This window comes from Actinoplanes sp. NPDC051851 (assembly GCF_040681165.1).
In the GTDB taxonomy this organism is placed as follows: Bacteria; Actinomycetota; Actinomycetes; order Mycobacteriales; family Micromonosporaceae; genus Actinoplanes.
On record NZ_JBFAYF010000008.1, the window covers coordinates 126526 to 152465 of the forward strand.

At 71.6% G+C, this 25940-nt stretch carries 21 protein-coding genes; 9 read left to right on the forward strand and 12 right to left on the reverse strand.

Features of this window, described 5'->3' with window-relative positions; all coding sequences use genetic code 11:
* Positions 1-53: 53 nt before the first annotated feature.
* Entirely contained in the window at positions 54-542 is a 489-nt protein-coding gene (locus AB0M08_RS10925) for a MarR family transcriptional regulator (RefSeq protein WP_364491462.1), read from the forward strand.
* Here AB0M08_RS10925 and AB0M08_RS10930 read toward each other — a convergent pair whose 3' ends face one another.
* Entirely contained in the window at positions 543-1544 is a 1002-nt protein-coding gene (locus AB0M08_RS10930; RefSeq protein ID WP_364491464.1) for a glutathione S-transferase C-terminal domain-containing protein, read from the reverse strand.
* Positions 1545-1851: 307 nt separating this feature from the next.
* On the opposite strand from AB0M08_RS10930, the gene AB0M08_RS10935 reads away from it, so the two are divergent.
* The 3 genes from AB0M08_RS10935 to AB0M08_RS10945 all read left to right on the forward strand — a co-directional run bounded on the left by AB0M08_RS10935 (position 1852) and on the right by AB0M08_RS10945 (position 5417).
* A complete protein-coding gene (locus AB0M08_RS10935) occupies positions 1852-3066 on the forward strand; it encodes an exonuclease domain-containing protein (RefSeq protein ID WP_364491466.1) in 1215 nt (404 codons plus the stop codon).
* 340 nt (positions 3067-3406) lie between these two features.
* Positions 3407-4093, forward strand: a complete 687-nt coding sequence (locus AB0M08_RS10940) for a response regulator transcription factor (RefSeq protein WP_364491468.1) — start codon at positions 3407-3409, stop codon at positions 4091-4093.
* On the forward strand, positions 4086-5417 hold the full coding sequence (locus AB0M08_RS10945) for a HAMP domain-containing sensor histidine kinase (RefSeq protein WP_364491470.1): 1332 nt from the start codon (positions 4086-4088) through the stop codon (positions 5415-5417). Before AB0M08_RS10940 ends, AB0M08_RS10945 begins: the two co-directional genes overlap by 8 nt.
* Before the next feature lie 39 nt (positions 5418-5456).
* On the opposite strand, the gene AB0M08_RS10950 is transcribed toward AB0M08_RS10945, so the two are convergent.
* Complete coding sequence (locus AB0M08_RS10950; protein ID WP_364491472.1) at positions 5457-6227, reverse strand: DUF5995 family protein; 771 nt, start codon at positions 6225-6227, stop codon at positions 5457-5459.
* A 174-nt stretch (positions 6228-6401) separates the two neighbouring features.
* Positions 6402-9233, reverse strand: a complete 2832-nt coding sequence (locus AB0M08_RS10955; RefSeq protein WP_364491474.1) for an AAA family ATPase — start codon at positions 9231-9233, stop codon at positions 6402-6404.
* A gap of 175 nt (positions 9234-9408) precedes the next feature.
* Here AB0M08_RS10955 and AB0M08_RS10960 point away from each other — a divergent pair, with 175 nt between their 5' ends.
* The 3 genes from AB0M08_RS10960 (at position 9409) to AB0M08_RS10970 (ending at position 14780) form a co-directional block, all read left to right on the forward strand.
* Positions 9409-10017 carry an adenylate/guanylate cyclase domain-containing protein gene (locus AB0M08_RS10960; RefSeq protein WP_364491475.1) on the forward strand — a complete coding sequence of 203 codons (609 nt, stop codon included), beginning with the start codon at positions 9409-9411 and terminating at the stop codon, positions 10015-10017.
* A 130-nt stretch (positions 10018-10147) separates the two neighbouring features.
* Positions 10148-12244, forward strand: coding sequence for a DNA topoisomerase IV subunit B (locus tag AB0M08_RS10965; RefSeq protein ID WP_364491477.1), 2097 nt, complete (start codon positions 10148-10150; stop codon positions 12242-12244).
* Positions 12245-12260: 16 nt separating this feature from the next.
* Entirely contained in the window at positions 12261-14780 is a 2520-nt protein-coding gene (locus tag AB0M08_RS10970) for a DNA topoisomerase IV subunit A (protein WP_364491479.1), read from the forward strand.
* A gap of 253 nt (positions 14781-15033) precedes the next feature.
* Here AB0M08_RS10970 and AB0M08_RS10975 read toward each other — a convergent pair whose 3' ends face one another.
* The gene (locus tag AB0M08_RS10975) at positions 15034-15477 is read right to left on the reverse strand and encodes a MarR family transcriptional regulator (protein WP_364491481.1); all 444 of its coding nucleotides are present in this window, start codon (positions 15475-15477) and stop codon (positions 15034-15036) included.
* Between the two features lie 72 nt (positions 15478-15549).
* Here AB0M08_RS10975 and AB0M08_RS10980 point away from each other — a divergent pair, with 72 nt between their 5' ends.
* On the forward strand, positions 15550-15924 hold the full coding sequence (locus AB0M08_RS10980; RefSeq protein ID WP_364491483.1) for a cupin domain-containing protein: 375 nt from the start codon (positions 15550-15552) through the stop codon (positions 15922-15924).
* Between the two features lie 6 nt (positions 15925-15930).
* On the opposite strand, the gene AB0M08_RS10985 is transcribed toward AB0M08_RS10980, so the two are convergent.
* Positions 15931-16131, reverse strand: a complete 201-nt coding sequence (locus tag AB0M08_RS10985) for a hypothetical protein (protein ID WP_364491485.1) — start codon at positions 16129-16131, stop codon at positions 15931-15933.
* Between the two features lie 127 nt (positions 16132-16258).
* On the opposite strand from AB0M08_RS10985, the gene AB0M08_RS10990 reads away from it, so the two are divergent.
* On the forward strand, positions 16259-17743 hold the full coding sequence (locus AB0M08_RS10990) for a GGDEF domain-containing protein (protein WP_364491487.1): 1485 nt from the start codon (positions 16259-16261) through the stop codon (positions 17741-17743).
* On the opposite strand, the gene AB0M08_RS10995 is transcribed toward AB0M08_RS10990, so the two are convergent.
* From AB0M08_RS10995 to AB0M08_RS11025, 7 genes are all read right to left on the reverse strand, one after another.
* A complete protein-coding gene (locus AB0M08_RS10995; protein ID WP_364491489.1) occupies positions 17740-18564 on the reverse strand; it encodes a class I SAM-dependent methyltransferase in 825 nt (274 codons plus the stop codon). The genes AB0M08_RS10990 and AB0M08_RS10995 overlap by 4 nt on opposite strands.
* An 85-nt stretch (positions 18565-18649) precedes the next feature.
* Positions 18650-20539 (reverse strand): hypothetical protein, encoded by a 1890-nt coding sequence (locus AB0M08_RS11000; protein WP_364491491.1) that lies wholly within the window; start codon positions 20537-20539, stop codon positions 18650-18652.
* Between the two features lie 75 nt (positions 20540-20614).
* Positions 20615-21940 carry a GH1 family beta-glucosidase gene (locus AB0M08_RS11005; protein ID WP_364491493.1) on the reverse strand — a complete coding sequence of 442 codons (1326 nt, stop codon included), beginning with the start codon at positions 21938-21940 and terminating at the stop codon, positions 20615-20617.
* A gap of 65 nt (positions 21941-22005) precedes the next feature.
* Positions 22006-22980 (reverse strand): ABC transporter ATP-binding protein, encoded by a 975-nt coding sequence (locus AB0M08_RS11010; RefSeq protein WP_364491495.1) that lies wholly within the window; start codon positions 22978-22980, stop codon positions 22006-22008.
* Complete coding sequence (locus AB0M08_RS11015; RefSeq protein ID WP_364491497.1) at positions 22977-23909, reverse strand: ABC transporter permease; 933 nt, start codon at positions 23907-23909, stop codon at positions 22977-22979. Before AB0M08_RS11015 ends, AB0M08_RS11010 begins: the two co-directional genes overlap by 4 nt.
* A 3-nt stretch (positions 23910-23912) precedes the next feature.
* Positions 23913-24893 (reverse strand): ABC transporter permease, encoded by a 981-nt coding sequence (locus AB0M08_RS11020; protein WP_364491499.1) that lies wholly within the window; start codon positions 24891-24893, stop codon positions 23913-23915.
* Positions 24890-25939: an ABC transporter ATP-binding protein gene (locus AB0M08_RS11025; RefSeq protein ID WP_364491501.1), complete on the reverse strand. Its 1050-nt coding sequence runs from the start codon at positions 25937-25939 to the stop codon at positions 24890-24892. Before AB0M08_RS11025 ends, AB0M08_RS11020 begins: the two co-directional genes overlap by 4 nt.
* Position 25940: the final 1 nt, after the last annotated feature.

Below are 25940 nucleotides of genomic sequence, written 5' to 3' on the forward strand. Positions count from 1 at the left end.
CTTTATGTCAAGATAACTCTTGTCGAGAAGTTCGTCATCAAGAGAATGGAGGGATGACCGCACACGACGGCGTCGACCGGATCCTGGACCAGTGGTCGGCGGAGCGCCCCGACCTGGAGACCCGCGCCATGGGCGTCTTCGGGCGTATCCACCGGCTGGCCCGGCTGGGCGAGGCGGCCACCGAGCGGGCGTACGCCGCGTACGGCATCGGCCGCCCCGAGTTCGACGTGATCGCGACGCTGCGGCGGGCCGGGAAGCCGTACCGGCTCTCGCCCGGCGCGCTGGCCGCGTCGATGATGCTGAGCAGCGGCGGCACCACGGCCCGCCTGGACCGCCTGGAGAAGGCCGGCCTGGTGGTCCGTTCCCCCGACCCGGACGACCGCCGTGGCGTGCTGGTCCGCCTCACCGACCGGGGGCTGCAGGTCGCCGACCAGGCGGTCGCGGCCGGCCTGACCGAGCAGCGCGCCCTGCTCGCCCACCTCTCCCCGGCGCGGCAGGCCGAGCTCGCCGCGCTGCTGCGCGAGGTGCTCGACGGCCGCTGATCAGGCGCCGTGCCCGGCCGGGACCACCTCGGCCGGCAAGGGCGGCGGCGGGGGAGTGCCGTCCCCGAACGGCCGCCCGCCCAGCTCCGCCCGCCCGTGCGGGGCCAGCCACCCGCCGGAGTCCGGCCCGGCGGGCACGATCCCGGTCGGGTTGATGTCCCGGTGCACCTCGTAGTAGTGCCGCTTGATGTGCGTGAAGTCGACGGTGTCCCCGAACCCGGGTGTCTGGAAGAGATCTCGCGCGTACGCCCAGAGCACCGGCATCTCGCTCAGCTTCCGCCGGTTGCACTTGAAGTGCCCGTGGTACACCGCGTCGAACCGGACCAGCGTGGTGAAGAGCCGGACGTCCGCCTCGGTGATCGTCTCCCCGACCAGGTAGCGCTGGCTCCCCAGCCGGTCCGATAGCCAGTCCAGCCGGTCGAAGAGCCGGTGGTACGCCGTCTCGTACGCCTCCTGCGTCCCCGCGAACCCGGCCCGGTACACGCCGTTGTTCACGTCCCGGAACACCAGATCGGCGACCTCGTCGATCTCCGCCCGCAGCTTCTCCGGGTAGAGCTCCGGGGCCCCGTCCCGGTGGAACGCCCCCCACTCCAGCGACAGATCCAGCGTGATCCGCGCGAAGTCGTTGGTCACCACCCATCCGCTCGGTACGTCCACGATCGCCGGCACCGTGATGCCCTTGTCGTACTCCGGCACCCGCTTGACGAACGCCTCCCGCAGCCGCTCGATGCCCAGCACCGGATCCCGTCCCCCGGGATCGAGATCGAACGTCCAGCTCCGTTGATCGTGCGTCGGCCCGCACACCCCCATCGACAGCGCCCCCTCGAGCCCCAGCAGCCGCCGCACGATGATCGCCCGATTCGCCCACGGGCACGCCCGGCTCACGACGAGCCGGTACCGCCCGGCCTCCACGGGGTACCCGTCCCGCCCGTCCGCCGTGATCCGGGTGGCGATGTACCGCTGATCCCGGGTGTACTCTCCGCTCTTCTCCACATACGCCATCCCCTCATTCTTTCTGCCCGACCCCCACCCCAAACCTTTTCCGGTACGCCGGGCCTGGGCGCTGCGCGGGCCCTCGCCGGGAGACGCGGTACCGAGCTCGGGGTCTCCCGTCCCTGTCCGGAGCCGTGGTTCCTGCTTCACTTCGCGGACCGTTCCGGCTACCTCGACCGGCACGAGGCGCCGCGCCTCGCCCGGGCCCGTCGCAACTGCGGTGAGGCCCTGAACCGGCGCGCGCTGTTAACGTGGCCGTCCCGGGTGGGCTGGGGCGTGGAAAGAGCCTGCGTGGCTCGGCGGGGAGGGCCGGAACGTGTACGCCGTTGTGGATCTTGAGACCACCGGGACCAAGACCAGCTGGCATGACCGGATCGTGGAGATCGCGGTGGTGTGGGTGGATGAAGGTGGGCGGATCGTCGGCGAGTGGTGCACGCTGGTCAATCCGGATCGGGATCTCGGGCCGCGGGAGATGCACGGGATCACCGGGGCCGAGGCGCGGCGGGCGCCCCGCTTCGCCGACGTGGCCGGGGATGTCGTGGAGCGGCTCGCCGGGCGGGTCGTGGTGGCGCACAACCTGATGTTCGACGCGGGGTTCCTGGTCGCGGAGTTCGGGAAGCTGGGGTTCCGGGTGCCGATCGCGGACGGGCGGGGGCTCTGCACGATGCGGCTGGCGGAGCACTTCCTGCCGGGGGCCGGGCGGAGTCTGCAGGCCTGCCGGACCGCGGCCGGGCTGCCGGAGCACCGGGCGCACTCCGCGCTGCACGGCGCGCGGGCGGCGGCCGGGCTGCTGGCGTACTACCTGCGGCGGGCCGGGGATCCGCCGCCGTGGGGCGCGCTGGCGGACGAGGCGCGGCGCGCGGTCTGGCCGCCGCTGGAGAGCGCCGGGCCGGTGCCGGTACCGCGCCGCAGCCCGGAGGAGCGGGAGCCGCACTTCCTCACCCGGCTGGTGGAGCGGATGCCCCGGCAGCGGGATCCGGTGGTGGACGCGTACCTGAACCTGCTGGACCGGGCGCTGCTGGACCGGCACATCTCGGCGAGCGAGGCGGATCAGCTGGTGGCGACCGCGGACCGGCTCGGGCTGAGCCGGGCGGACGTGGAGCGGCTGCACGCGCGGTACCTGGTCAACCTGGCGACGATCGCGCTGGAGGACCGGATCCTGACCGACGGGGAGCGCCGGGACCTGGAGAGCGTGGCGGCGCTGCTCGGGCTGGCGGCGGCGGACGTGGACCGGGCGCTCGGCGAGGCGCGGGACACCCCGGTGGCGGCCCGCCCGCGGTGGCAGCTCGAGCCGGGGGACGTGGTGGTCTTCACCGGGCAGATGACGCCGCCGCGGGACATCTGGGAGGTCGGCGCGGTCACCCACGGGCTGACCGTCGGCTCGAACGTCACCCGGCGCACCCGCCTGCTGGTCTCCAGCGATCCCGACTCGATGTCCGGCAAGGCGAAGAAGGCCCGGGAGTACGACATCCCGATCGTGCACCCGACGGCCTACCGGGCGATGCTCGAGGCGCTGCTGGCCGGCCGGTGAGCGAGACGAGCCAGAGGTGACGGAGCGGGCGACCGGGCACACGGGCGGTCGCCTTTTGAGCGCGGCGGGAGCGCGGTCGGGCGTACGTGCGAAGAAGGGCGAGGCATCCCCCCGTGGTGACGCCTCGCCCTCGGTGACGTCGCTCCTGGCCGGCAGGGCGGCGGCGCCGCCGCCTTTTATAGCATGAAGGAGAGCGCTTTCCTCCCTGTTCAGGGGATTTTGGGAGCGCGCCCACACGGGACTCCCGGCGCCGAACCGGACAAGGGGCCCACATCGGCCGGGTGGCCGGCCTTACGTTCCCCGAACGTTCGCGGTGGCTCGGCGCAGGCATGATGTTGCCGTGAGCGATGTGTCGAAAGGGCTGGTCCTGGTGGTCGAGGACGAGCGCCCGATCGCCGATCTGCTGCGCCTGTACCTCAGTCGGGAGGGTTTCGGCGTGCAGGTCGAGCGGGACGGGCTCGCCGGTCTCGACGCGGCCCGGCGGCTGCGGCCGGTCGCCTGCGTGCTGGACATCGCGCTGCCCGGTCTCGAGGGTACCGAGCTCTGCCGGCGGCTGCGTGCGGACGGGGACTGGACCCCGGTGATCTTCCTGACCGCGCGGGACGACGAGATAGACCGCATCCTCGGGCTGGAGCTGGGCGGCGACGACTACATCACCAAGCCGTTCAGCCCCCGCGAGCTGGTGACCCGGGTCAAGGCGCTGCTGCGGCGCGCCGCCGTTCATGAGGAGGCTTCCCGGGTACGCGCGGCGGGCCCGGTGACCCTCGACCCCGCCCGGCGCGCGGTGACCGTGTGGGACCGCCCCCTGACGCTGACCGCGACTGAATTTGATCTGCTCGCCCATCTGCTGAGCCGCCCCGGGCGGGTCTTCACCCGGGAGGAGCTGCTGGCCACGGTCTGGGGGTACACCTCGCACGGCGGCACCCGGACCGTCGACGTGCACGTGGCGCAGGTCCGCGCCAAGCTGGGCGAGGCGTCCCGGGTGATCCGGACCGTGCGCGGCGTCGGATACACCGCCGATGCGTGAGTTCCTGCGCGGGCTGACCGGCCGCGCGGTGCTGGTCACGGCCGCGACGGCGGTGATCGCGGTGATCGTCACGGCGCTCGTCGCGGTGCCGGTCACGGTTCGCTCGGTGAACCTGCGGGCGCGCGCCGAGCTGGTCGAGAAGTCCGCCCTGGCGGTGGAACTGCTGGCCACCGAGGAACCGGCCGTCCGGGAGCGGATCGCCGCCGGGCTACGCCAGGACGAGATCGAGATCTACCTGATCCGGCAGGGCGCCGCTGACCGATCCGGCCTACCTCCGCGGGTGGTCGACCGGGTGGCGGCGGGCACCGAGGTGGACACTCGCGGGCTGATCGGCGGGCACTCCTCGTTCATCGCCGGCCGGCCCTTCGCGGAGGCGGGCAGCGGCGTGGTCCTGGTCCAGCCGGCCGGTGCCGGGATCGCGGTCCGGGTGCTCGGCAGCATCTGGCTCGCGCTGCTGGCCGGGCTGCTCGGCGGGGTGCTGGCGGGCGCGCTGCTGGCCCGCTTCCTCACCCGGCCGATCGAGTTCGCGGCGGCGGCGGCCGGCCGGCTGGCCGCCGGTGATCGCTCGGTGCGGATACCCACCCGGGGCCCGACCGAGGCGGCCCGGCTCGCCGACGCGATCAATCAGCTGGCCGCGGCCCTGCAGGTGAGCGAGGCCCGGGAACGCGAGTTCCTGCTCTCCGTCTCCCACGATCTGCGTACGCCCCTGGCCACGCTCCGCGGCTATGCGGAGGCGCTCACCGACGGGGTGATCGAGGCGGAGGACACCGTGGCCACCGGGCAGGTGATGCTGACCGAGGCGGAACGGCTGGAGCGGCTCGTCTCCGACCTGCTGGTCCTCTCCCGTCTGGAGGCCGGTGACCTGCCACTGGACGTGACCGGTGTGGACCTGGCCGCGCTGGTCGGCGAGACGGGACGGGCGTGGGCGCTCTCCTTCCCGGGGCTGACCGTCGAGGTGCCGGACGGGCCGGTGACCGTGACGACCGATCCCGGCCGGATCCGTCAGGTGCTGGACGGCCTCTGCGAGAACGCGCTGCGGGTGCTGCCGGAGGGGGCGCCGCTGGTGCTCGCGGCGCGGTCCGGGGAGAGCGGCGGGATCGTCGAGGTCCGCGACGGCGGGCCGGGGCTGACCGACGACGATCTGGCGGTGGCCTTCCAGCGCGGTGAGCTGAACCGGCGGTACCGCGGCGTACGGAAGGTGGGCAGCGGGCTCGGGCTGGCGCTCGCGGCCCGCCTCGTCGGGCGGCTGGGAGGGACGATCGCGGCGGGGCACGCTCCGGAGGGCGGAGCGATGTTCACCGTCGAGCTTCCCTACCAGGCCTGACCCGCGTCCCGGCTGTTCCCGCGGCCGTGAGCCCGCTCGTCACTGCAGGAAGTCGGCGAACGGCGAGAGGAGCAGCTTGCCGAGTCCGGTCGCGGTCTTGTCGAGCCGGCGCCGCTCGCGGTCGAGCTGGGCCAGGTCGTGGCGGACCGCCCAGATCTTCTGCGCGTTGCGCCAGGCGACGTTGCGGGTGTACTCCACCATCTCGCCCTGCCACCAGTCGTCCAGGTCGCCGTTCATCGTGTCGATGAGCAGCTGCCACTTGTCCAGGTAGCCGCGGCGCAGACCGGGGATCTCCTCGGCGAAGATGTCGTTGACCTGCAGGTAGTCGTGGTGCTGGTCGCTGCCGTCGATCGGGTCCGAGCCCAGGTGGTCGAACGTGGTGACCAGGGCGAACGGCAGGTCGAAGTTGATGTGCGCGTTGACCCCGGCGACCGCGGAGGGCAGCGCCTTCGCGTCCGGGCCGGGGATGCGCAGGAACAGACCCGCCCAGACGCCGGGGCAGGCCGGGCTGCCCTCGGTCCAGTACCGCAGCGCGTCGAAGTAGCGGGCGGCGAACTCCACGTCCAGACGGGACAGGAACGCCGGGTCCTTGAACTTGCCGGCGTAGAGACGCTCCAGCACGTTCTCGGTGATGGTCAGGTAGAGCTTGTTGAAGTCGGCTAGTGGGTTGCCCGCCAGCAGCGGAGGAACACAGCAGAGAGCTTCTTGCAACTTGGTGAGCTGGTCCACCACACCGGGCACGTCGTCGGGGTGCCGTTGCAGAATGTTGGAAATCTCCTGCTGGACGGGACCCCAGATCGGCTGGGTCATCGGATCCTCCACGAAACGTGCAGATTGGCGGAGGGCCCCCAGCACCGCCCGATGGTGGTGACCACCGGGCGGTGCTCCCCCGTGCAGCTCACCTTTCCACCGGGGGAGCACCGGGGGATCCGTAGAACGACGTATTCCGTGTACGTAGATAACGGCCAGGTAACGATCGCCTGGTCAGGCCGCTGTCAAATACACCCGACTGGCCTGAACGCGGGTACGTACCTGGAGCTTGTCGAAGATATGTCCGAGATGGACCCCGACGGTGCGTTCGCTGATGAAGAGCAACTCACCGATCTCCCGGTTGGTCAAGCCCTCGGCCACCGCGGCGAGCACCTCGCGCTCCCGTCCGGTGAGAACCGACAGCTCATCCCCGGCGTCCGGCTCCGGCGGGGCCATCGGCACGGTGTCCGCGTCGTCGCTGAGCGAGACCTTGAACCGCTGCGCGACGCTCTTGATCTCGTTCGCGAACGGCCGGGCGCCCATCGCGATGACCGTGGCGTACGCCTGCCGCAGCCCGGTGATCGCGGCCGCCCGGCGGGTCCGCCGCTGCAGGGCCACCTCGGCGTACCGCAGCCGCGCGTACGACGCCGGATAGGGCTGCTCGTGCCGGTCCCAGATGGCGATCGCCCGCAGCCACGGCTCCGGGTCCAGGCGGTCCTCGATCCGGCTGATCTCGGCGGTGCAGAGGTCCAGGTATCCGGTGATCACCGAGCGGGCCTTGGGGCCGGCGTTGTCCAGACCCTGGAACATCCGCTCCACCACGGTCTTCAGCCGCCGCATCGCGCCCGGGTCGACCGGGGCGCCGGCCGCGTGCGCCGCGCCCTCGACGCGCAGGCCGTGCCAGGCCAGCACGCCGAGCAGGACCAGGTCGTCGGAGCGGGTCTCGGTGAGGCCGCGCTGCACGGCGGCCCGGCCCTCGGCGTACTCGCCCTGCCAGATCGCCAGTCCGGAGCGGAGCGTCAGCAGCGGCATCACGTGCCGCGCCCCGCCACCGCCGCCGGCCAGCACGGTGGCGACCGCGTCCAGGTCCCGGCGGGCGTTGTCCAGCTCGCCGAAGCCGACCCAGAGACGGCACCGGGCCAGCAGCAACTCGACCGCGTCGGCGCCGGACGGCCGGTGCCGCATCGCCTCCTCCAGCATGGCGTCCGCCTCGGCCCACTGCCCGATCCGGAACAGGCCGTTGCCGGCGATCGCGAGCAGGCGCAGCTGATACGTACGCCCGACGCCCCGCTCGGCCAGCGCCTCGGCGCCGCGGCGGGCGACCAGGACGCCCTCCTCGATGCTGTTCAGCGGCCCGGTGAGCAGCTCGGCGAGGTGCAGGTACGCCACGCCCAGGTCGTCCGGGTGACCGGAGCGCTCGGCGATCTCCACGGCGTGCCGGATGACCGCGAGGCCGGCGTCCGGGTCCTCGCGGAACGCGGCGCTGAAGCCGAGCGCGGCGCTGGCCCGGACCAGGTCGGCGGTGGAGCCGTTGATCGCGGCGAGCTCCAGGGCGTCACGGGCGTGCTGGTTGGCGTCGGCGTACCGGCCGAGGTGCAGCAGCAGTTCGGCGAGGAAGGCGGCGGCGCTGGCCCGCTGGCGGGGCGTGCAGTCCGGCGCCTCCAGGGCACGGACGTACTCCTGCTCGGCGGTCTCCGTACGCCCGGCCGAGGCGAGGTAGCGGGCCCGGCGCAGGTGCAGCTCGCACTGCCCGGGCGCGTCCGGCCGGCCGGCCAGCTCCTCCAGCCGGGCCAGGGCGAGGAGGTGCTCGCCGCACTGGTGGGCCGACTCGGCGGCGTGACCGAGCAGCTCGGTGCGCTCCGGCGCGTCCTCGGTGGTCAGGCGCAGCGCGATGGTCCAGTACCGGTGGGCCTCGGTGAAGCCGTAGAGCCGCTCGGCGGAGCGGGCCGCGGCCACCACCGAGGGCAGCGCCCGGGCCGGCACACCGGCCCGCTGCCAGTGGTGGGCCAACCGGGCGTGGTCGGTGTCGCCCTCGCCGGACTCCAGCGCCTCGGCGTACCGGCGGTGCAGGGCGGCGGCCTCGGCGGGCAGCACCTCCTGCTCCAGCACCTCGGAGACCAGCCGGTGGCGGAGCCGGTACCCGTCGCCGTCGCCGGCCACGAACCGGTACGCCACCGCGGCCTTGATCGCGTCGAGGAGCTGGTCCTCGGCGATCCGGACCACCCGGGCCAGCAGGGCGTGCTCGACCGGCTCGACACCGGCGGCGACCGCGTGCACCACGGCGTGGGCGTGGGCCGGCAGCTCGTCGATGCGGGTCAGGAAGATCTCGCGGAGCGTGTCGGAGAGCTCGTGCCGGCTGTCCCGCAGGTCCCGGGCCAGTTCCTCGACCACGAACGGGTTGCCGCCGCTGCGCTTGAAGACCCGGTCGGCGTCCTCCGGGGCGACCTCGCGCCCGACGATGCCGGTGACCAGCTCGAGGGTCTGGTCCTGGGTGAGCGGGGCGAGGTCGACGACCCGGACCGACCGCAGGCGGCGCAACTCGGCGAGGACCCGGCGCAGCGGGTGGGTGCCGTGCAGCGCCTCGGCCCGGATCGCGGCGAGCACCGAGATCCGCACCTCGCCCAGGCCGGCGAGCAGGTAGAGCAGCAGCTGGCGGGTGCTCCGGTCGGCCCACTGGAGATCGTCCAGGACGAGCAGCAGCCGCTGGTCGCCGGCGATCGCCCGCAGGTCCCGGGAGACCCGGTCGAGCAGGGCGCCGGCGTCGTCGGCCCCGGTGGCCGGTCCACTGTCGCCGTCGCCCGCGGCGTGCCGGCGCAGCGCCTGCAGCACCGGGTGCAACGGCGACGCGTCCCCGATGTCGAGACACGTACCGAAGAGCACCGCGAAGTCCGTCCCGCGCAGCGCGTCGGCGGTCTCGCGCAGCAGGCGGCTCTTGCCGACACCGCTCTCCCCGGTCACGAACACCGCGGCTGTCCCGCCGGGGCCGACGTCACGCAGGCTGGACTGTATGTCGGCCAGCGTGCCGGTGCGCCCGACAAGCGGCCCGTCGTCCCCCAGGCTGACCATGCCCGGCAGCCTAATCGGAATCGACCTACCACGTTGTCGTCGTTTCGGCCTGTTCTGCGTCACAAAAACGACGGGTGTGGATGCTGTCAGAGATACGTCGTTCTGCGGATCCGGACTACGACGGGGGCTGGCACCGTACTCCCGGTCAACGCAGTGATCTGGGGGAGCGTGAGACATGACCACCATCACCATTGCCGTCGCCGAGCGGCGGCAGACCGTGACCGTGCTGTTCATCGACATCGTCGGCTTCACCGCACTGGTGGACCGGCTGGACTGCGCGGAGGTACGTGCCCTGCAACGTGACTACTTCGGCCGGGTCTCCGCGGTGGTCCGGGAGTGTGGCGGGGTGGTCGAGAAATACGTGGGCGACGCGGTGATGGCGGTGTTCGGCGCGGGCGAGGGGGAGTCCGGGCCGGCGGCGGCCGCGGCGGCGGTCCGGGCGGGCCTGTCGGTCCAGGAGGCGTTGAGGGGGCATCTCCTGGCCGGCAGGTTCCGGGTGCGTACCCGGGTCGGTCTGGCCACCGGCGAGGTGATCGTCGATCCGCTGGAGACCTTCGACGGCGGGTACGGCATGATCAGTGGAAGTGTGGTGAGCACCGCATCCCGGTTGCAGGCGTACGCGCCGCACGACACTGTGGTGGTGTGCTCGGCGACCCGTGAGGAGACCGACACGCTCATCGCGTACCAGGAGATGCCTCCGGTACAGGTCCCGGGTAAGCCGTACCCGCTGGACCTGTGGCGAGCCCTGCAACCGCAGGTGGCATCCTTGGTGGGCGCTGCCTAAACGGATTTCGCACGCTCTTCCCGATTTTTGCGGCCAGGTCCGGATTTTTCCGGCCGGGTGGCCGGGACCTGGCTCGCCTGGGACAGAAGTGTCGGGGGCTCCGGGTAGGCTCGCGCCGTCCTGACCACCCATGGCCGATCGGGAGTGCCGCCTCGTGACCGCGCAACCAGAGACCGCACAACCGGATAGCTTGTACGGTGCGGACGACCTCACGCACCTGGAGGGGCTGGACGCTGTCCGGAAACGCCCAGGCATGTACATCGGGTCCACCGATAGCCGGGGCATCAACCACCTCGCCAACGAGATCATCGACAACTGCACCGACGAGGGCGTCGGCGGTTACGCCACCCGGATCGCGATCACTCTGCACAGTGACGGCTCGGTGCAGGTCGACGACGACGGCCGGGGCATCCCGACCGACGTGCACGCCAAGTCCGGCCTCAGCGGCGTCGAACTGGTGCTGACCCGCCTGCACGCGGGCGGCAAGTTCGGCGGTTCCGGCTACAAGACCTCCGGCGGCCTGCACGGCGTCGGCGCCTCGGCGGTGAACGCGCTGTCGCACCGCTTCGACGTGACCGTCAAGCGCGACGGCAAGGTGCACGAGATCTCGTTCCAGCGCGGCGTGCCCGGCTCGTTCGACGGGCCCGGCCCGGACGCGCCGTTCACCCGGGAGCACGGGCTCCGGGTGAGCCGGCGGATGAAGCGCGGCGAGCCCAGCGGCACGTCGATCCGGTACTGGTACGACGCCCGCTACTTCGAGACCGGCGCCCGGCTCGACGTGGACGCGGTCCGCACCAAGCTGCGCAACACCGCGTTCCTCGTCCCCGGTGTGCAGTATTCGCTCTTCGACGCGACCGCGGAGGAGCCGGCCACCGAGACGTTCCACTACCCCAACGGCCTCGGCGACATGGTCGACTTCCTCACGCCGGCCAGCGACAAGCCGGTCTGTGGGACGCTGATGGTCACCGGCGAGGGTACGTACAAGGAGAACGCCGCCGACGCCAACGGCGTGATGCAGTCGAACGTCGTCCGGCACGCCCAGATCGAGGTCTCCTTCCGCTGGGGTACGGGCTACGAGCGCACCGTCGAGTCGTTCACCAACACGATCCGCAACGTGCACGGCGGCACCCACCGCAAGGGCTTCGAGCGCGCCCTGGTCCGCGCGCTCACCGACGCCATCCGGAACACCCGCGGCCTGCTCAAGCCCAAGGAGGAGCCGCCGGTCCTGGACGACCTGCTGGAGGGCATGACCGCGGTCATCCACGTGCGGGTGCCCGAGCCGCAGTTCACCTCGCAGACCAAGGACGAGCTCTCCACGGCCGGCGTCACCCGCGTGGTGCAGTCGCTCGTGGAGGCGTACCTCAAGGAATGGGTGGACGGCCGGCGCACCAAGGCCGAGGCCCGCACGGTCCTGCAGAAGGTGGTGGACGCGGCACGCGTCCGGCTGACCCAGAAGCAGCAGAAGGACGCCGCCCGGCGCAAGACCGCGCTGGAGGGCGCGTCGATGCCGGCCAAGCTGGTCGACTGCCGGGCGATCGGCATCGACCGGTCCGAGCTCTTCATCGTGGAGGGCGACTCGGCGCTCGGCACCGCCCGGATGGCGCGCAGCTCGGAGTACCAGGCGCTGCTGCCGATCCGCGGCAAGATCCTCAATGTGCAGAAGGCCAGCCTGCAGCAGGTGCTCGACAACGCCGAGTGCTCGGCGATCGTGCAGGTGCTCGGGGCCGGCTCGGGCCGCACCTTCGAGATCGGCCAGATGCGGTACGGCCGCGTCATGATCATGGCGGACGCGGACGTCGACGGCTCGCACATCCGGACGCTGCTGATCACGCTCTTCGCGAAGTACATGCGCCCGGTGATCGAGCACGGCCGGCTGTACGCCGCGATGCCGCCGCTGCACAAGGTGGTCACCAAGGGCCGCGGTGCGGAGACCCTCTACACGTACACCCAGCAGGAGATGGAGAGCACCGTCGCGCGCATCGAGCGGGGCGGCCGCCAGGTGCAGAAGCCGGTGCCCCGGTTCAAGGGTCTCGGCGAGATGGACGCCGACGAGCTCTGGGAGACCACGATGAACCCGGCCGCCCGCACCGTGCGGCGGATCACCATCGAGGACGCCGAGCGCGCCGAGGCCACCCTCGAGCTGCTGATGGGTGAGCGGGTCGAGCCCCGGAAGAACTGGTTGATCGAGGCCGCGGGCCGGATCGACCAAGAGACGATCGACGCCTGAGAGGGGTTCGCCACCAATGGCACGCCGCAAGACCGAGAACCGCGTCGACCTGTCCGCTTTCGATCAGGCCGGGGCCCGCGTCATCGACAACCCCCTGACCACCGAGGTCGAGGACTCCTACCTGGAGTACGCGTACTCGGTGATCCACTCCCGGGCGCTGCCGGACGCGCGCGACGGGCTGAAACCGGTGCACCGCCGGATCCTCTGGTCGATGTCCGAGCAGAACCAGCGTCCGGACCGGCCGTACGTGAAGTCCGCCCGCGTGGTCGGCGACGTGATGGGTAAGTACCACCCGCACGGCGACGTGGCGATCTACGACGCCCTGGTCCGGCTCGCCCAGGACTTCTCGCTCAACACCCCGCTGATCGACGGGCACGGCAACTTCGGCTCGCCGGACGACGGCCCGGCCGCCGCGCGGTACACCGAGGCCCGGATGTCGCCCGAGGCGATGCTGCTCGTCGGCGAGCTCGGCGAGGGCACCGTCGACTTCAAGCCGACCTACGACGGCTCCGAGGAGGAGCCCAAGGTCCTCCCCGCCGCCTTCCCCAACCTGCTGGTCAACGGCACGTCCGGGATCGCGGTCGGGATGGCGACCAACATGATCCCGCACAACCTCGGCGAGGTGGTGGCGGCCGCCCGGCACCTGATCCGCAAGCCGGCGGCCACCCTCGACGACCTGATGCGCATCGTGCCCGGCCCCGACCTGCCCACCGGCGGTCAGCTGCTCGGCCTGGACGAGGTGCGCCGGGCGTACGAGACCGGCCGGGGCGTGGTCCGGATCCGGGCCCGCGCGCAGACCGGCCTGATCGAGGGCGGCCGCGGCCGCCAGGCGATCACCGTGACCGAGCTGCCCTACGGCGTCGGCGCCGAGAAGATCATCGAGGCGATCACCGACGAGGTGAAGGGCAAGATGATCACCTCCGGCCCGCGGCGCGGCCAGCGCCAGGCGGCCCGGCTGACCGGCATCTCCGACGTCAAGGACCTCACCGACCGGGAGCACGGCACCCGCCTGGTCATCGAGTGCAAGGTCGGCGTCAACCCGCAGGCCCTGCTCGCCGACCTCTACCGGCTCACCCCGCTGGAGAGCTCGTTCGGCATCAACAACCTGGTCCTGGTCGACGGCCAGCCGCGCACCCTCGGGCTGAAGGCGCTGCTCGAGGTCTTCGTGCAGCACCGCTACGAGGTGGTCACCCGGCGGACGACGTACCGGCGGACCAAGCGTGAGGACCGCCTGCACCTCGTCGACGGCCTGCTGATCGCCCTGATCGACATCGACCGGGTGGTGGCGCTGATCCGGTCCAGCGACGACGCGGCCGCGGCCAAGTCCGGGCTGATGAGCGAGTTCGGGCTCTCCGACATCCAGGCGACGTACATCCTGGACACCCCGCTGCGGCGGCTCACCCGGTTCGACCGGATCGAGCTGGAGACCGAGCAGGAGCGGCTGCGCGCCGAGATCGCCGAGCTGAGCCGGATCCTCGACGACGAGAACGTGCTCAAGAAGGTGGTCTCCGACGAGCTGGCCAAGGTCGCCAAGGACTTCGGCCGCCCGCGGCACACCACGCTGATCGACGGTGACCTCAAGGAGGTGCTGGCGGCCTCGGTACCGGCCGGTCCGCTCGAGGTCGCCGACGACCCGTGCCAGGTGATCCTCTCGGCCACCGGGCTGATCGCCCGCACCGCGGCCGAGAGCGAGGAGTCCACCGAGGCCCGCAGCAGCAGCGGCAGGGTCAAGCACGACGCGGTCCGGGCGATCATCCACGCCACCGCGCGCGGCCGGATCCTGCTGATCACCAACCGGGGCCGGGCGTTCAAGACCGACGTGCTGCCGCTCCCGGTCCTGCCCGAGCAGTCCGGCACGGTCTCGCTGCGCGGCGGCATGTCCGCCTCCGAGCTGATCCCGCTCGAACCGGGCGAGACGGTCGTCGGCCTGGCCCCGCTCACCGCCGGCGACGCGCCCGGCCTCGCGATGGGCACCAGGCACGGCGTGATCAAGGTCTGCGCCCCGGAGTGGCCGGTCCGCTCCGACGAGTTCGAGGTGATCACCCTCAAGGAGGGCGACGAGGTCCTCCAGGCCACCTGGCTCGCCGACGGCGCGGAGTCCCTGGTCTTCGTCACGTCCGACGCCAACCTGCTGCGCTTCCCGGCCAAGCTGGTCCGGCCGCAGGGCCTCAAGGGCGGCGGCATGGCCGGCATCAACCTGGCGCCCGAGGCCGCGGTGATCTCCTTCAACGTGGTGAACACCGCCGACACCACCCACGGCGAGCCGATGGTGGTGACCTCGACCGGCACCCAGGTGAAGGTGTCGCCGTTCGCGTCCTACCCCGCCAAGGGCCGGGCGACCGGCGGCGTCCGGGTGCAGCGTTTCCTCAAGGGCGAGTCGTCCCTGGTGGTGGCGTGGGTCGGCCCGCGCCCGGCGGGTGCCACCGACACCGGCGACCCGGTCGAGCTCCCGGAGCAGGACGCCCGCCGCGACGGCTCCGGTGCGGCGGTCATCATGGGCCCCCAGCTCATCGGCCACCACATCGAACGCGACTGACCGCCCGCTCCACCGCCCCACCGCCCGCCGGGATCCACTCCCGGCGGGCTTGAGTGACCCGTGAGCGCCAGCTTTCCCGGCGTGGCTGGCGTTCCGGGGTCTCTCGGAGCGCCCGGGACACCCAGGATCGCCAGCCCACCGCCGCGGGACACCCCGGATGGCCAGCCCACCGCCGCGGGACACCCCGGATGGCCAGCCCACGGCCGCGGGGCACCCCGGAACGCCGGCCCACGGCCCTGAACGCCGGCAGCCGTCACCAGGTGGGGCGGATGCGGCCGGGGGTCGTGAGGCCGGCGAGGGCGGCGCGGACGGTGGCGAGCCGGTCCGGGCCGAGGGAGTCGGCCCACGGGCGCAGGACCTCGTCGGCGGCCTCGTCCGCCGCGCGGGTGCAGGCCCAGCCTCTCTCGGTCAGCACCAGCAGGCGGGCACGGGCGTCGTGCGGGTGCGGCCGGCGTTCCACGTAGCCCTTCCGCACCAGCTCGTCGGCCATCTGGCCGGCCGCCTGCTTGGTGACGCCCAGGTGTTCGGCGAGCTCGACCGCGGTCGCACCGTGCGGCGCGAGGCGGACGAAGGCGTACCCGTGCGCCGGGCGGATGTCGGTGAAACCGCGGGCCCGGACCCGGGCGTCGATGCCGTCGACCAGTGCGGTCGCGGCGCCGAGCAGGAGGACGGGCAGGTCGAGGAGATCGTGTCGCACCGGGAGAGTTTGACACATTGGTCAATCTGCTTGACTATATGGTCAAGCAGATTGTCTACTTGAGGAGGCGGGATGGCGATTCATCGGCATGGGGAAGCGGTGGCGCATCGTCTGCACGGTGCGGCCTTTCACGCGTACGTCAATCCCTCGGCCGGGAGTGAGGAGCTCTGTGCCTGGCGGCTGGAGATCGGGCCGGGCACCAGGGGGACGTTGCACCGGGTCGGCCGGGAGGAGGTGATCCTGCTGCTCGCCGGCCGGGTCACCGCCGAGACGGACGGGGTGACCGGCGAGCTGGCACCGGGCGACGTGCTGCGGGTGCCGGGCGGTGCCGAGTTCGCGATCCACAACGACGGCGCGGAGACCGCCGAGGCGTGGGTGACCACGAGCGTCGGCTTCGAGGCCACCCTGCCCGACGGATCCACGATCGCCCCGCCCTGGACCCGCTGACCGGTTCTACTTGCTGGGTTCGGGGACGTCGCAGTCGATCTTCGGGTTGGCGCCGACCCAGTTGAGCGGGCCGGCGATCGTGGTGACGATGACCGTGCCCGCCTCCGCACAGCTCGCGTCGCCGCTGTCCTTGAAGTAGCCGCGCTCAAAGGCGGCGACGACGCCGAGCAGGAGCCAGATGACGATGATGACCGCACCGATGCGCATGAGAGCCTCCAGAACGCCGGGGAGAACGGCGGACGCCGGGGAGAGCGGCGAACGCCGGGATGCGCGGCAGGTACCCGAATTCGGCTGATCTCTAAACGGCGGCCATCGCCGGGCGATGATTACCGGCGTGCTGCTCGGTGAGGTGGAACGGCTCGTCGCGGATTCGTACGAGTCGCACCACGGCCTGCCCGAGCGCGCCGCCGAACTGATCGACCGGGCCGAGGCGCTCGGCGACCGGCGCAGCGCCGACCTGGCCCGGCTGGTCCGCGCCGAGCTGGACAACCGGAGCGGCCGGGTGCCCGAGGCGGTCGCGGTCGCCCGGGCGCTGCTCGGCGCGAGCGACGACCGCCTGATCCGGGCGCACGCGCACGCCGTGATCGCCGGTGGCCTCTGGCGGATCGGGGACAATGCGAACGCCGTACGCCACTCGCTCTGGTCGATGCGGATGCTGCTGCCGGAGGACCCGCCGGCGATCCGGGCCGACCACGCGATCATCCTCGCGGTTCAGGTCAACGACCAGCGGATGGGCGACTTCGAGTGGGTCGAGTTCGCGGCCGCCCAGCGCGAGGCGGAGGCCTCCGGGATGCCCTCGCTGGAGATCGCCAACCTGAACAACTGGGCGTGGTGCAGCTACGAGGCCGGGGACATGGCGACCGCCGGCACGATGCTCGGCCGGATGCGGGAGCGGGCCGCGTCCGCCGGGCAGGTGCTGAACACCTCGTGCGCGGACACCGTGGCCCGGGTGCTGCTGGAGACCGGGGAGCCGGCGGAGGCCGAGCGGGTCATCCTCGACGCGATCGAGAACACGGCCAGCACCGATTCGGACGCCGTACCCGGAGCGCTCCTGACCCTGGCGGAGATCGAACAGCGCCGGGGCGATTTCGCGGGGGCGATCCGGACCCTGGAACGATGCCGGGCGCTCGCCGCGGAGCGCGATCTGCCGGAGACCGACGCCGAGGCGCTGCGGATGGTGTCGGTCTGTCAGGCGGGTGCCGGGGACTTCGAGGCGGCCTACCGGTCCATGGTGGAGTTCCACGAGGCGTGGGAGGCGCGGCGGTCGCAGCAGAGCGATCTGGCGGCCCGGTTCGCGCACGCGCAGTTCGCCGTCGAGGAGGCGTACCGGGACACCGAGCGGTTCCGGGAGATGGCCGAGCGGGACCCGCTCACCGGGCTGGGCAACCGGCGCCGCTCGGAGGCCGACCTGGTCGCCGCGGTCGCCGCCGGTGGGCCGGTCTGCCTGGCGATCCTCGACCTGGACCACTTCAAGAAGGTCAACGACACGTTCTCGCACGCGGCCGGCGACGAGGTGCTGCGCCGGGTGGCCGCGCTGATGAACGAGGTGCCCGGCTTCGCGGGACGGCTGGGCGGCGAGGAGTTCATCCTGGTCTTCCGCGCCGGCCTGGACGAGGCGGCCCGGCACTGCGAACAGTTCCGGGTCGCGGTCGAGGGCTACCCGTGGTCCGAGGTGGCCGAGGGGCTCGCGGTCACCACGAGCGTCGGCGTCACCGGGGTCCGGCCGGGCGAGGACCGCAAGGACGCCACGCTGCGCGCCGACGACCTGCTCTACGCGGCCAAGCGGGGCGGCCGCAACCGGGTGGTGAGCGGCGGTTAGGCGGGCTTGCGGGCCTGCAGCGTGTACGTGTGCGGCAGCCGCTCCGGCCGGTCGGCCAGCTGGTACTCGCCGTTCTCCAGCGCGCGCATCCGGCGGGGCAGCGCGTTCCACGGCACCGACTGGTGCTCCTCCAGACCGGTGAGGACCAGCCCGGCGTCGAGGACCGCGGTGACGATCTCGCCGAGCCCGTGGTTCCACTCGTGCGTCACGGTGTGCTGGAACTGGTGGTCGGTGGCGACGTACGTCCCGGGTTCGTCGTACACCTGCGGTGAGATCTGTTCGAAGTACGGCTCGGCGAGCGCGATCACGTCGTCGGTGCGGTCGTAGTCGCAGGCCCAGAGGACCGGGTGCCCCTCGCGGATGAAGAGCCGCCCGCCCGGGGCGAGCAGCGAGGCGACGGTCGACGCCCAGCGCCGGATGTCCGGCAGCCAGCCCAGCGCCCCGATCCCGGTGTAGACCAGGTCGAAGTCGCCGTCGAGAGCGTCCCGCGCGTGGTAGACGTCGGACTGGACGAACGGGATCTCCGCCCCGGCCAGCGCGGCGATCCGGCGGGCCTCGGTGAGCGACGCGCCGGAGAAGTCCAGGCCGGTCATCCGGGCGCCGAGCCGGGCGAGGGAGACGGTGTCGGTGCCGATGTGGCACTGCAGGTGCACGGCGCGCAGCCCGGCGATGTCGCCGAGGCGCGGCCGGTCGAAGCGGACCACGTCGCTGAGATGCCCGGGGTCGGCGGCGAACCGTTCGACGCCGTAGTCGGGGGACGCGGCGTGGGCCGGAGCCCGCTCGTCCCAGTTGGCCCGGTTGACGGTCAGATAGTCGGTCACGGCCGGAGCGTAGGGGAAACGCGTGGATGTCCGCCGCCGGTTTTGCAAGCTGCCCGATCGCAAAACCGGCGGCGTCCGAACCTGATCAGGACGCGGTGACCACGATCGTCCCGGTGTAGGTGGTGCCGGGCCTCAGCGTGGTCGCGACGCCGTTCACGGTCGCGGTGAGCGTGCCGTGCGCCGCCGTGACCGAGGCCTTCGCGCCGATGGTGAGGCTGGTCAGGTACGACGTACCGGTCGCCTTCCAGACCGACTTCCCGGCCAGGGAGAGCACGACGCCGTTGTTCACGGTCGCCGTGGCGGTGTTGGTGACCTCGCTGATCTGCCGGTAGTCCGCCGCGGTGATGGTGCTGATCGCGTGCCTGGTCGTCGACGAGGAGACCGCGCCGGTGACCGTGGCCCCGTCCAGGTTCAGCACCAGGTTCTTCGCGGCGCGCAGGCCGTTGTAGAAGTCGCCGCTGACCGCGAGGTTCTTCAGGTTGACCACCGCGTCGTCGGAGTGCGCGGCGGTGACGTCGAAGCTCGTCACCTTCTCGGGGGTGCCGGTCGGCTCGGTCCAGACGCCCTGGTTGACCAGCTTGCCGTTCACCATGACCGGGCCCGGGTCGTCACTGTCCATCAACTGGAAGAGCACGCCGTTGCCGGTCTTCAGGCGGGCGCCCTCGGAGCCGTCGACGGTCAGCGCCAGCGACAGGCCCTTGTCGACGAAGGTGGTCTTCCCCGTGGTGACCTGCGTATGGCCGCCGATCGCGACGGTGCCGCCGGGCCGGACCGAGCCGCCGCCGTGCCACATGATGCCGAAGCGCCCGGAGTTCACCGTGGTGGCCTGGTCCCGGATGGCCCGCCGTTCCTTCGTGCTGAGCCGCAGGTCCAGATCGGTGTCGAGGCCCTTGACCGTGGCGGCGTCCGAGTCGTCCAGCACGATCGTGCCGCCGGTGCTGATCACGCCGTAGTCGTCGACGTCGAACGTGGTGCCCAGGAAGCGGTCGACCACCGTGGAGCCGTCGGCGTACGAGCCGTAGCCCTCGGTGCCGGTGGTGATCCGGGTGTTGATCGCGGTGAGCTGCCCGTTGTCGGTCGAGTCGGTGGAGAGCACGCCCCAGCCGGTCGAGTAGACGTCCGAGCCGATGTACGTGGCCGTGGTGTTCTTCCCGACCAGGTTGGTGGCGCGGACGTTGCCGACGATGCCGAGCATCCACGGTGCCGAGCGCATCTGGCCCGGCATCAGGGTCGGCTCGAAGTCCGCCGGGAGCGTGCCGTCGTGGGTGGCGATCCTCGAGTTCTTCACGATCAGGTTCGCGCCGTCGGTCGCCTCGATCCCGGTCCGTACCGCGCCGGTGTTGTCGATCTTCGCGCCGTCGACCACCAGCCGGCTGTCCGCGCCGGTGGCCACCACGCCCGCGCCCGCGCCGACGAAGTCGTAGCGCCCGTTGCCGGTGAAGCGGACGGTGGGCCCGTAGAGCGCGTACTCGCCGCCGGCCACCCAGACGCCGTTGAAGCCCTCGCCGGTCGAGGCCAGCGAGATCCCGGTGGCCGAGGTCGCGGTGACCCGGCCGCCCCTGATCGCGTCGAGGACCGAGGTGCCCGTCTCCACGCCGTCCGCGGTGACCCGCAGGGCCTGCCGGAGCGGGAACGTGGTGCCGGACCAGTCCACCGAGGTCGCGCCGGTGATGCTGAGGACCACGTCACCGCGGTACGTGCCCGGCTGCAGCGCGGTGGTGACGCCCTCGGTGGTGACCTGCTTCTGCCCGGTCTCCACGCCGTTGACGGTGAGCGTGACGGCGGAGCCGTCCGGCGCCACCAGCGAGCCGCCCTCCTCGATGGTCAACGACCGCAGCCTGGTCGTCTGGGTGAGCGTCACGGTCTCGCCGCTCTCGACGACGAGACCCTTGGTGCCGGCCTGGGCCACGCCCGGGAAGCTCGCCGAGACGGCCGTCGCGAGGGCGAGCGAGATCGCCACTCTTCTTCGGAGCATGTGCATACCTCCTGCGTGTGGGGCGTCACTTGGCAGGAGCGTATGGCGAGCATCACGAGCTATGAGATCGAGATTTCACATGGGTGGTATTGACTCCTTAACCCGGGCGGAGAACCAGAGGGCACTCTGCTTGGGCGTACGGGAAAGGGTCTCGTAGTCGACGGCGACCAGGCCGAAGCGTTTGGCGTAGCCCTCCGACCACTCGAAGTTGTCCATCAGCGACCAGGCGAAGTAGCCGCGCACGTCGGCACCGGCGGCCCGGGCGGCGAGGGTCGCGTCGATGTGCGCGGCCAGGTACGCCGTCCGTTCCTGATCAGCCACGAACCCGTTCTCGCCGGGGTGGTCGTCGAAGACCGCGCCGTTCTCGGTGACCGCGAGCGGCAGGCCGTACTCGTGGTGCAGCCGGAGCAGCAGCGTGGTGAACCGGTCCGGCGTGATCGGCCAGCCCAGTGCGGTCCGGGGCACGTCCGGCAGGATCTCCCGGACCACCGGCAGCCCGTCCGCGTCGTGCGTGTTCCCCCGCTCGTCGCGCCCGGCGAAGTCCTGTCCGAAATAGAAGTTGACCCCGAGCAGGTCCGGACGCCGCGCGACGATCGCCATGTCGCCGTCCTGGACCGGCAGCCGATGTCCGCGATCGGCCAGGTGAGAAAGGACGTCGGCGGGGTAGTGGCCTCGGGTCAGCGAATCCAGGAAGATCCGGGCGACGTTGCCGTCGGCCTGGCGGGCGGCCGCGACGTCGAGCGGATCGTCCGACGCAGGGGTGGCCGTGCCGATGTTGAGCGCGATGCCCACCACATTGTCCTGATTTTTCAGGATAGGGTAGACGAGGCCGTGCGCCAGCAGCAGGTGATGAGTGGCCGCCACCGCGTCGGCGAGGGACCGCCGACCGGGCGCGTGCACCCCGTGCTGGTAGCCGAGATACGCGGCGCACCACGGCTCGTTGAGCGTCTGCCAGTTCCGCACTCGATCACCGAGACGACCGAAAACGATCGCTGCGAGGTCGGCCAGGCGATAGGCGGTGTCGCGGTGCGGCCAGCCGCCGGCGTCCTCCAGTTCCTGCGGCAGATCCCAGTGGTAGAGCGTGAGCCACGGATCGATCCCGCTGCCGAGGAGCTCGTCCACCAACCGGTCGTAGAAGTCCAGGCCGCGGGCGTTGCCGGGCCCCCGCCCACCGGGCTGCACGCGCGGCCAGGAGACCGAGAAGCGGTAGGCGCCGACGCCCAGGTCCCTGATCAGCGCGACGTCCTCCGGCATCCGGTGGTAGTGGTCGCAGGCCACCTCACCGGTCTCGCCGACCACGTCCCGGGCGAAGGTGTCCCAGATGGACGGTGTCCGCCCGTCCTCGCTCGCCGCGCCCTCGATCTGATAGGCGGACGTCGCCACGCCCCAGGTGAAAGTCACGGATCCTCCCGATGTGGTGGAGGCCGGTCCCGACGGCAGGGGACCGGCCTCCTGACTGAAAAGGCTCAGTGCAGCCAGCAGGCGACCGTGCGCCCGTCCTGGTCGCTGAGCACGGGGATCTCCACGCCGCACCGCTCGAAGGCTTGCGGGCAGCGCGGGTGGAACGCGCACCCGGCCGGCATCCCCTTGAGGTCCGGCGGCGACCCCGGGATGCCGGTCAGCTCGCGGCGTGGACCGCGCAGGGCCGGGAAGGATCCCAGGAGCCCTTTCGAGTACGGATGCAGCGCGTCCCGGTAGACGGCTTTCGCGGGCGCCTCCTCGACGATCCGCCCGCCGTACATGATCGCGATCCGGTCGGAGAACTCGACCAGCAGCGAGAGGTCGTGGGTGATGAAGATGACCGAGAAGCCGAGGCGTTCCCGCAGCTCGATCAGCTGGCCGAGGATCTGCCGCTGCATCACCACGTCGAGCGCGGTGGTCGGCTCGTCCATGATCACCACCTGCGGGCGGAGGATCAGCGCCATCCCGATCATCACGCGCTGCCGCATCCCGCCGGAGAGCTGGTGCGGGTACGCGTCCATCCGGTCCGCCGCGATCCCGACCAGCCGGAGCATCTCCTTCGCCCGTTCGGTCCGCTCCGCCTTCCCCATCGACGGCTCGTGGGCCCGCAGCACGTCGGTGAGCTGGGTGGAGATCTTGTGTACCGGGTTGAGCGAGTTCATCGCGCCCTGGAACACGATCGCCGTCTCGGCCCAGCGGAACGCGCGCAGGTTCCAGTCGGTGAGCCCGAGCACGTCGTACGACTCGCCGGCCTGCGGGTGGTAGATCACCTCGCCGCCGGTGATCACGCCGGGCGGCGGGAGCAGCCGGGTCATCCCGTAGGCGAGGGTGGACTTGCCGGAGCCGCTCTCGCCGGCCAGCCCGAGCACCTCGCCCCGGTGCAGGGTGAGGCTGACGTCGCGGACCGCCCGGACGGCGTCCGCGCCGGTGCCGTAGTCGACGTCGAGACCCTTGATCTCGAGAACCGGTGCGCCGCTCATCGGCCCTTCCTCACCACGGGGGTGAACCCGACGCGCATCCGCACGGAGGACTTCGCCATGCGCAGGCGCGGGTTCACGAACTCGTCGATACCGAAATTGATCAGGGAGAGGGCGGTGCCGAGCACCGCGATCGCCAGTCCGGCCGGGATGAACCACCACCATGCGTGCTGGGCCAGCGCCTGCTGCCCCTGCGCCCAGAAGAGGATGGTGCCCCAGTTCCAGGTGGTGCTCGACGTGACGCCGATGAAGGCCAGGGTGATCTCGGAGAGCACCGCGAAGATGACCGTGCCGACGAAGCCGGAGGCGATCACCGCGGTCAGGTTCGGCATCAGCTCGAAGACGATCACCCGCCAGGTCTTCTCGCCGGTGGCCCGGGCCGCGTCGACGAAATCCCGGCGGCGCAGCGAGAGCGTCTGCGCGCGCAGCACCCGGGCGTTCCAGGACCACGAGGTCAGGCCGATGACCAGGGCGATCAGCCAGTCCTCGGCGCTCTGCAGGGTGGAGGTGATGATGATGATCAGCGGCAGCGCCGGGATCACCAGGAAGACGTTGGAGAGCGCCGAGAGCCCCTCGTCGGCCCGCCCGCCCAGGTATCCGGCGGTCACCCCGATCAGCACCGAGAGCGTGGTGGCGACGATGCCGGCGGAGAACCCCACGAAGATCACGCTGCGGGTGCCCGCGAGGAGCTGGCTGAAGACGTCCTGCCCGAGGTGGGTGGTGCCCAGCCAGTGATCCGCCGACGGCGGCTGGACCAGCGCGTTGCTCCGCGCGTCCGGGTCGTACAGGGTGATCCACGGGCCGATCACCGCGAAGACCAGGTAGACACCGAGGATGATCAGGCCGGTCGCGGCCTTCCGGTTCGCCACGAACCGGAACCGCCGGCGTCGTGTCACCGCCGGCACGGGGAGCGTCGCCACGGTCGCGGTCATCGCTCAGCCCTCCTTCCGGGTACGCGGATCGAGCAGCAGGTACGCCACGTCCGCCAGCAGGTTCGCCACCAGCACCGCGATCGTGATGATCAGGAAGATGCCCTGCATCAGCGGGTAGTCCTGGGCACCGAGGGCCTGGAAGAGCTGGAAGCCGACCCCCGGGTAGGAGAAGACGATCTCCACGAGCAGGGTGCCGCCGACGATGAAGCCGAGCGAGAGCGCGAAGCCGGAGACGTTCGGCAGCAGCGCGTTGCGGGCCGCGTAGCTCATCGCCACCCGCCGGTCGGAGAGCCCCTTGGCGTGCGCGACGGTGATGTAGTCCTCGCTGGAGACGGTGACCATCATGTTCCGCATGCTGAGGATCCAGCCGCTGACCGAGGAGATCAGGATGGTCAGCGCCGGGAGCAGGCTGTGCCGGATCGCGCTCGGCACGAAGTACTGGTCGAAGGCGGGCACCAGCCCGGTGTCGAAGCCGCCGGACGACGGGAAGAAGCTGTCCGGCCCGGTGAGCAGGTAGATCGCGATGATGCCGAGCCAGAAGTAGGGCACCGAGGAGAGGAACGTGGTCACCGGCAGCAGCCCGTCGGCCCAGGAGCCGCGCCGCCACCCGGCCAGCACGCCGAGCCCGGTGCCGAGGAAGAAGCTGATCACCGTGGTGATGCCGACCAGCAGCAGCGTCCAGGGCAGGCTGGACGCGATGATCTCGGAGACCGGGGTCGGGAAGAAGGTGAACGAGAGCCCGAGGTCGCCGTGCAGCAACTGCTTCCAGTAGTCCGCGTACTCGGCCCAGAGGCCCTTGTCCCGGTCGAGGCCGAAGAGCACGTAGAGCGACTCGATCGCCTGGCTGCTCAGCTGGCCCTGGTACTTGGTGATCAGGGCCTGGACCGGGTCGCCGGGCACCATCCGTGGGATGAAGAAGTTCAGCGTGATCGCGGCCCAGGCGGTGAAGAGGTAGAACGCCAGCCGTTGCAGGAAGTACTTCATGCCTGGTCACCGGCCTGGTCGTAGAGCCAGCAGGCCGCCCAGTGGCCCGGTGCGTCGCCGATCTGCAACGGCACCGGCAGGTCGGTCGAGCAGCGGGCCATCGCCGCCGGGCAGCGGGGATGGAAGCGGCATCCGCTGGGCGGATGCACCAGCGACGGCGGTTCGCCGTCGACCGTCGCGACTCCTCGCGCCACGTGGTCCGGGTCCGGCGCCGAGTCGATCAGGAGTTTCGTGTACGGATGAGCCGGGCGCTGCGTGACCGACTCGCTGTCGCCCCCCTCCACCAGGCGCCCGGCGTACATCACCACCGTCTCGTCGGCGAAGTAGCGGGCCGACGCGATGTCGTGGGTGATGTAGAGGATCGCCAGGTCGAGCCGGTCCCGCAGGTCGCGCAGCAGGTTCAGCACGCCGAGCCGGATCGACACGTCCAGCATGGACACCGGCTCGTCGGCGAGCAGCGCCTCGGGATGCGCGCCGAGCGCCCGGGCGATCGCCACCCGCTGCCGCTGCCCGCCGGAGAGCTCGTGCGGGAACTTGTCGAGATAGCGGTCGGCCGGGGTGAGCTGGACCCGTTCCAGCAGCTCGCGGAGCGCCCCGTCGAGGTCGTCGCCGGCGTGCCCGTGGATCCGCAGCGACCGGGTCAGGTGGTAGCGGATGGTGTGCGTCGGGTTCAGCGACGCGAACGGGTCCTGGAAGATCATCTGGACCCGCGAGCAGTACCGGCGGAACGCGGCGCCCCCGTGCGCCCGCGTCGACTCGCCGTGCAGCCGGATGTCGCCACCGGTCCGCGGGTGGAGCTGGGCCAGCAGCCGGGCGATGGTCGACTTGCCCGAGCCGGACTCGCCGACCAGGGCCACCACCCGCCCACGCCGCAGTGTCAGATGCACGTCGTCGACGGCGTGCACCGCCGGGCGGCGTACCCAAGAAGAGGGTTCAAGGGTGAGAAGGTCGCGGAGCCGCCGCCGGACGGGGAAGTGCTTGGTGAGGCCGACGGCCTCGAGCACCACCTCGCCGGCGGGGGCTTTCGCGTCGGGGATCGACGTCATC

Bases quoted from the DNA above. Each gene is read 5' to 3' on its own strand.
- AB0M08_RS10925 (WP_364491462.1), top strand. From the start codon at position 54: ATGACCGCACACGACGGCGTCGACCGGATCCTGGACCAGTGGTCGGCG.
- AB0M08_RS10930 (WP_364491464.1), bottom strand. From the start codon at position 1,544: ATGGCGTATGTGGAGAAGAGCGGAGAGTACACCCGGGATCAGCGGTAC.
- AB0M08_RS10945 (WP_364491470.1), top strand. From the start codon at position 4,086: ATGCGTGAGTTCCTGCGCGGGCTGACCGGCCGCGCGGTGCTGGTCACG.
- AB0M08_RS10950 (WP_364491472.1), bottom strand. From the start codon at position 6,227: ATGACCCAGCCGATCTGGGGTCCCGTCCAGCAGGAGATTTCCAACATT.
- AB0M08_RS10955 (WP_364491474.1), bottom strand. From the start codon at position 9,233: ATGGTCAGCCTGGGGGACGACGGGCCGCTTGTCGGGCGCACCGGCACG.
- AB0M08_RS10960 (WP_364491475.1), top strand. From the start codon at position 9,409: ATGACCACCATCACCATTGCCGTCGCCGAGCGGCGGCAGACCGTGACC.
- AB0M08_RS10965 (WP_364491477.1), top strand. From the start codon at position 10,148: ATGGCCGATCGGGAGTGCCGCCTCGTGACCGCGCAACCAGAGACCGCA.
- AB0M08_RS10970 (WP_364491479.1), top strand. From the start codon at position 12,261: ATGGCACGCCGCAAGACCGAGAACCGCGTCGACCTGTCCGCTTTCGAT.
- AB0M08_RS10980 (WP_364491483.1), top strand. From the start codon at position 15,550: ATGGCGATTCATCGGCATGGGGAAGCGGTGGCGCATCGTCTGCACGGT.
- AB0M08_RS10985 (WP_364491485.1), bottom strand. From the start codon at position 16,131: ATGCGCATCGGTGCGGTCATCATCGTCATCTGGCTCCTGCTCGGCGTC.
- AB0M08_RS11000 (WP_364491491.1), bottom strand. From the start codon at position 20,539: ATGCTCCGAAGAAGAGTGGCGATCTCGCTCGCCCTCGCGACGGCCGTC.
- AB0M08_RS11010 (WP_364491495.1), bottom strand. From the start codon at position 22,980: ATGAGCGGCGCACCGGTTCTCGAGATCAAGGGTCTCGACGTCGACTAC.
- AB0M08_RS11015 (WP_364491497.1), bottom strand. From the start codon at position 23,909: ATGACCGCGACCGTGGCGACGCTCCCCGTGCCGGCGGTGACACGACGC.
- AB0M08_RS11020 (WP_364491499.1), bottom strand. From the start codon at position 24,893: ATGAAGTACTTCCTGCAACGGCTGGCGTTCTACCTCTTCACCGCCTGG.
- AB0M08_RS11025 (WP_364491501.1), bottom strand. From the start codon at position 25,939: ATGACGTCGATCCCCGACGCGAAAGCCCCCGCCGGCGAGGTGGTGCTC.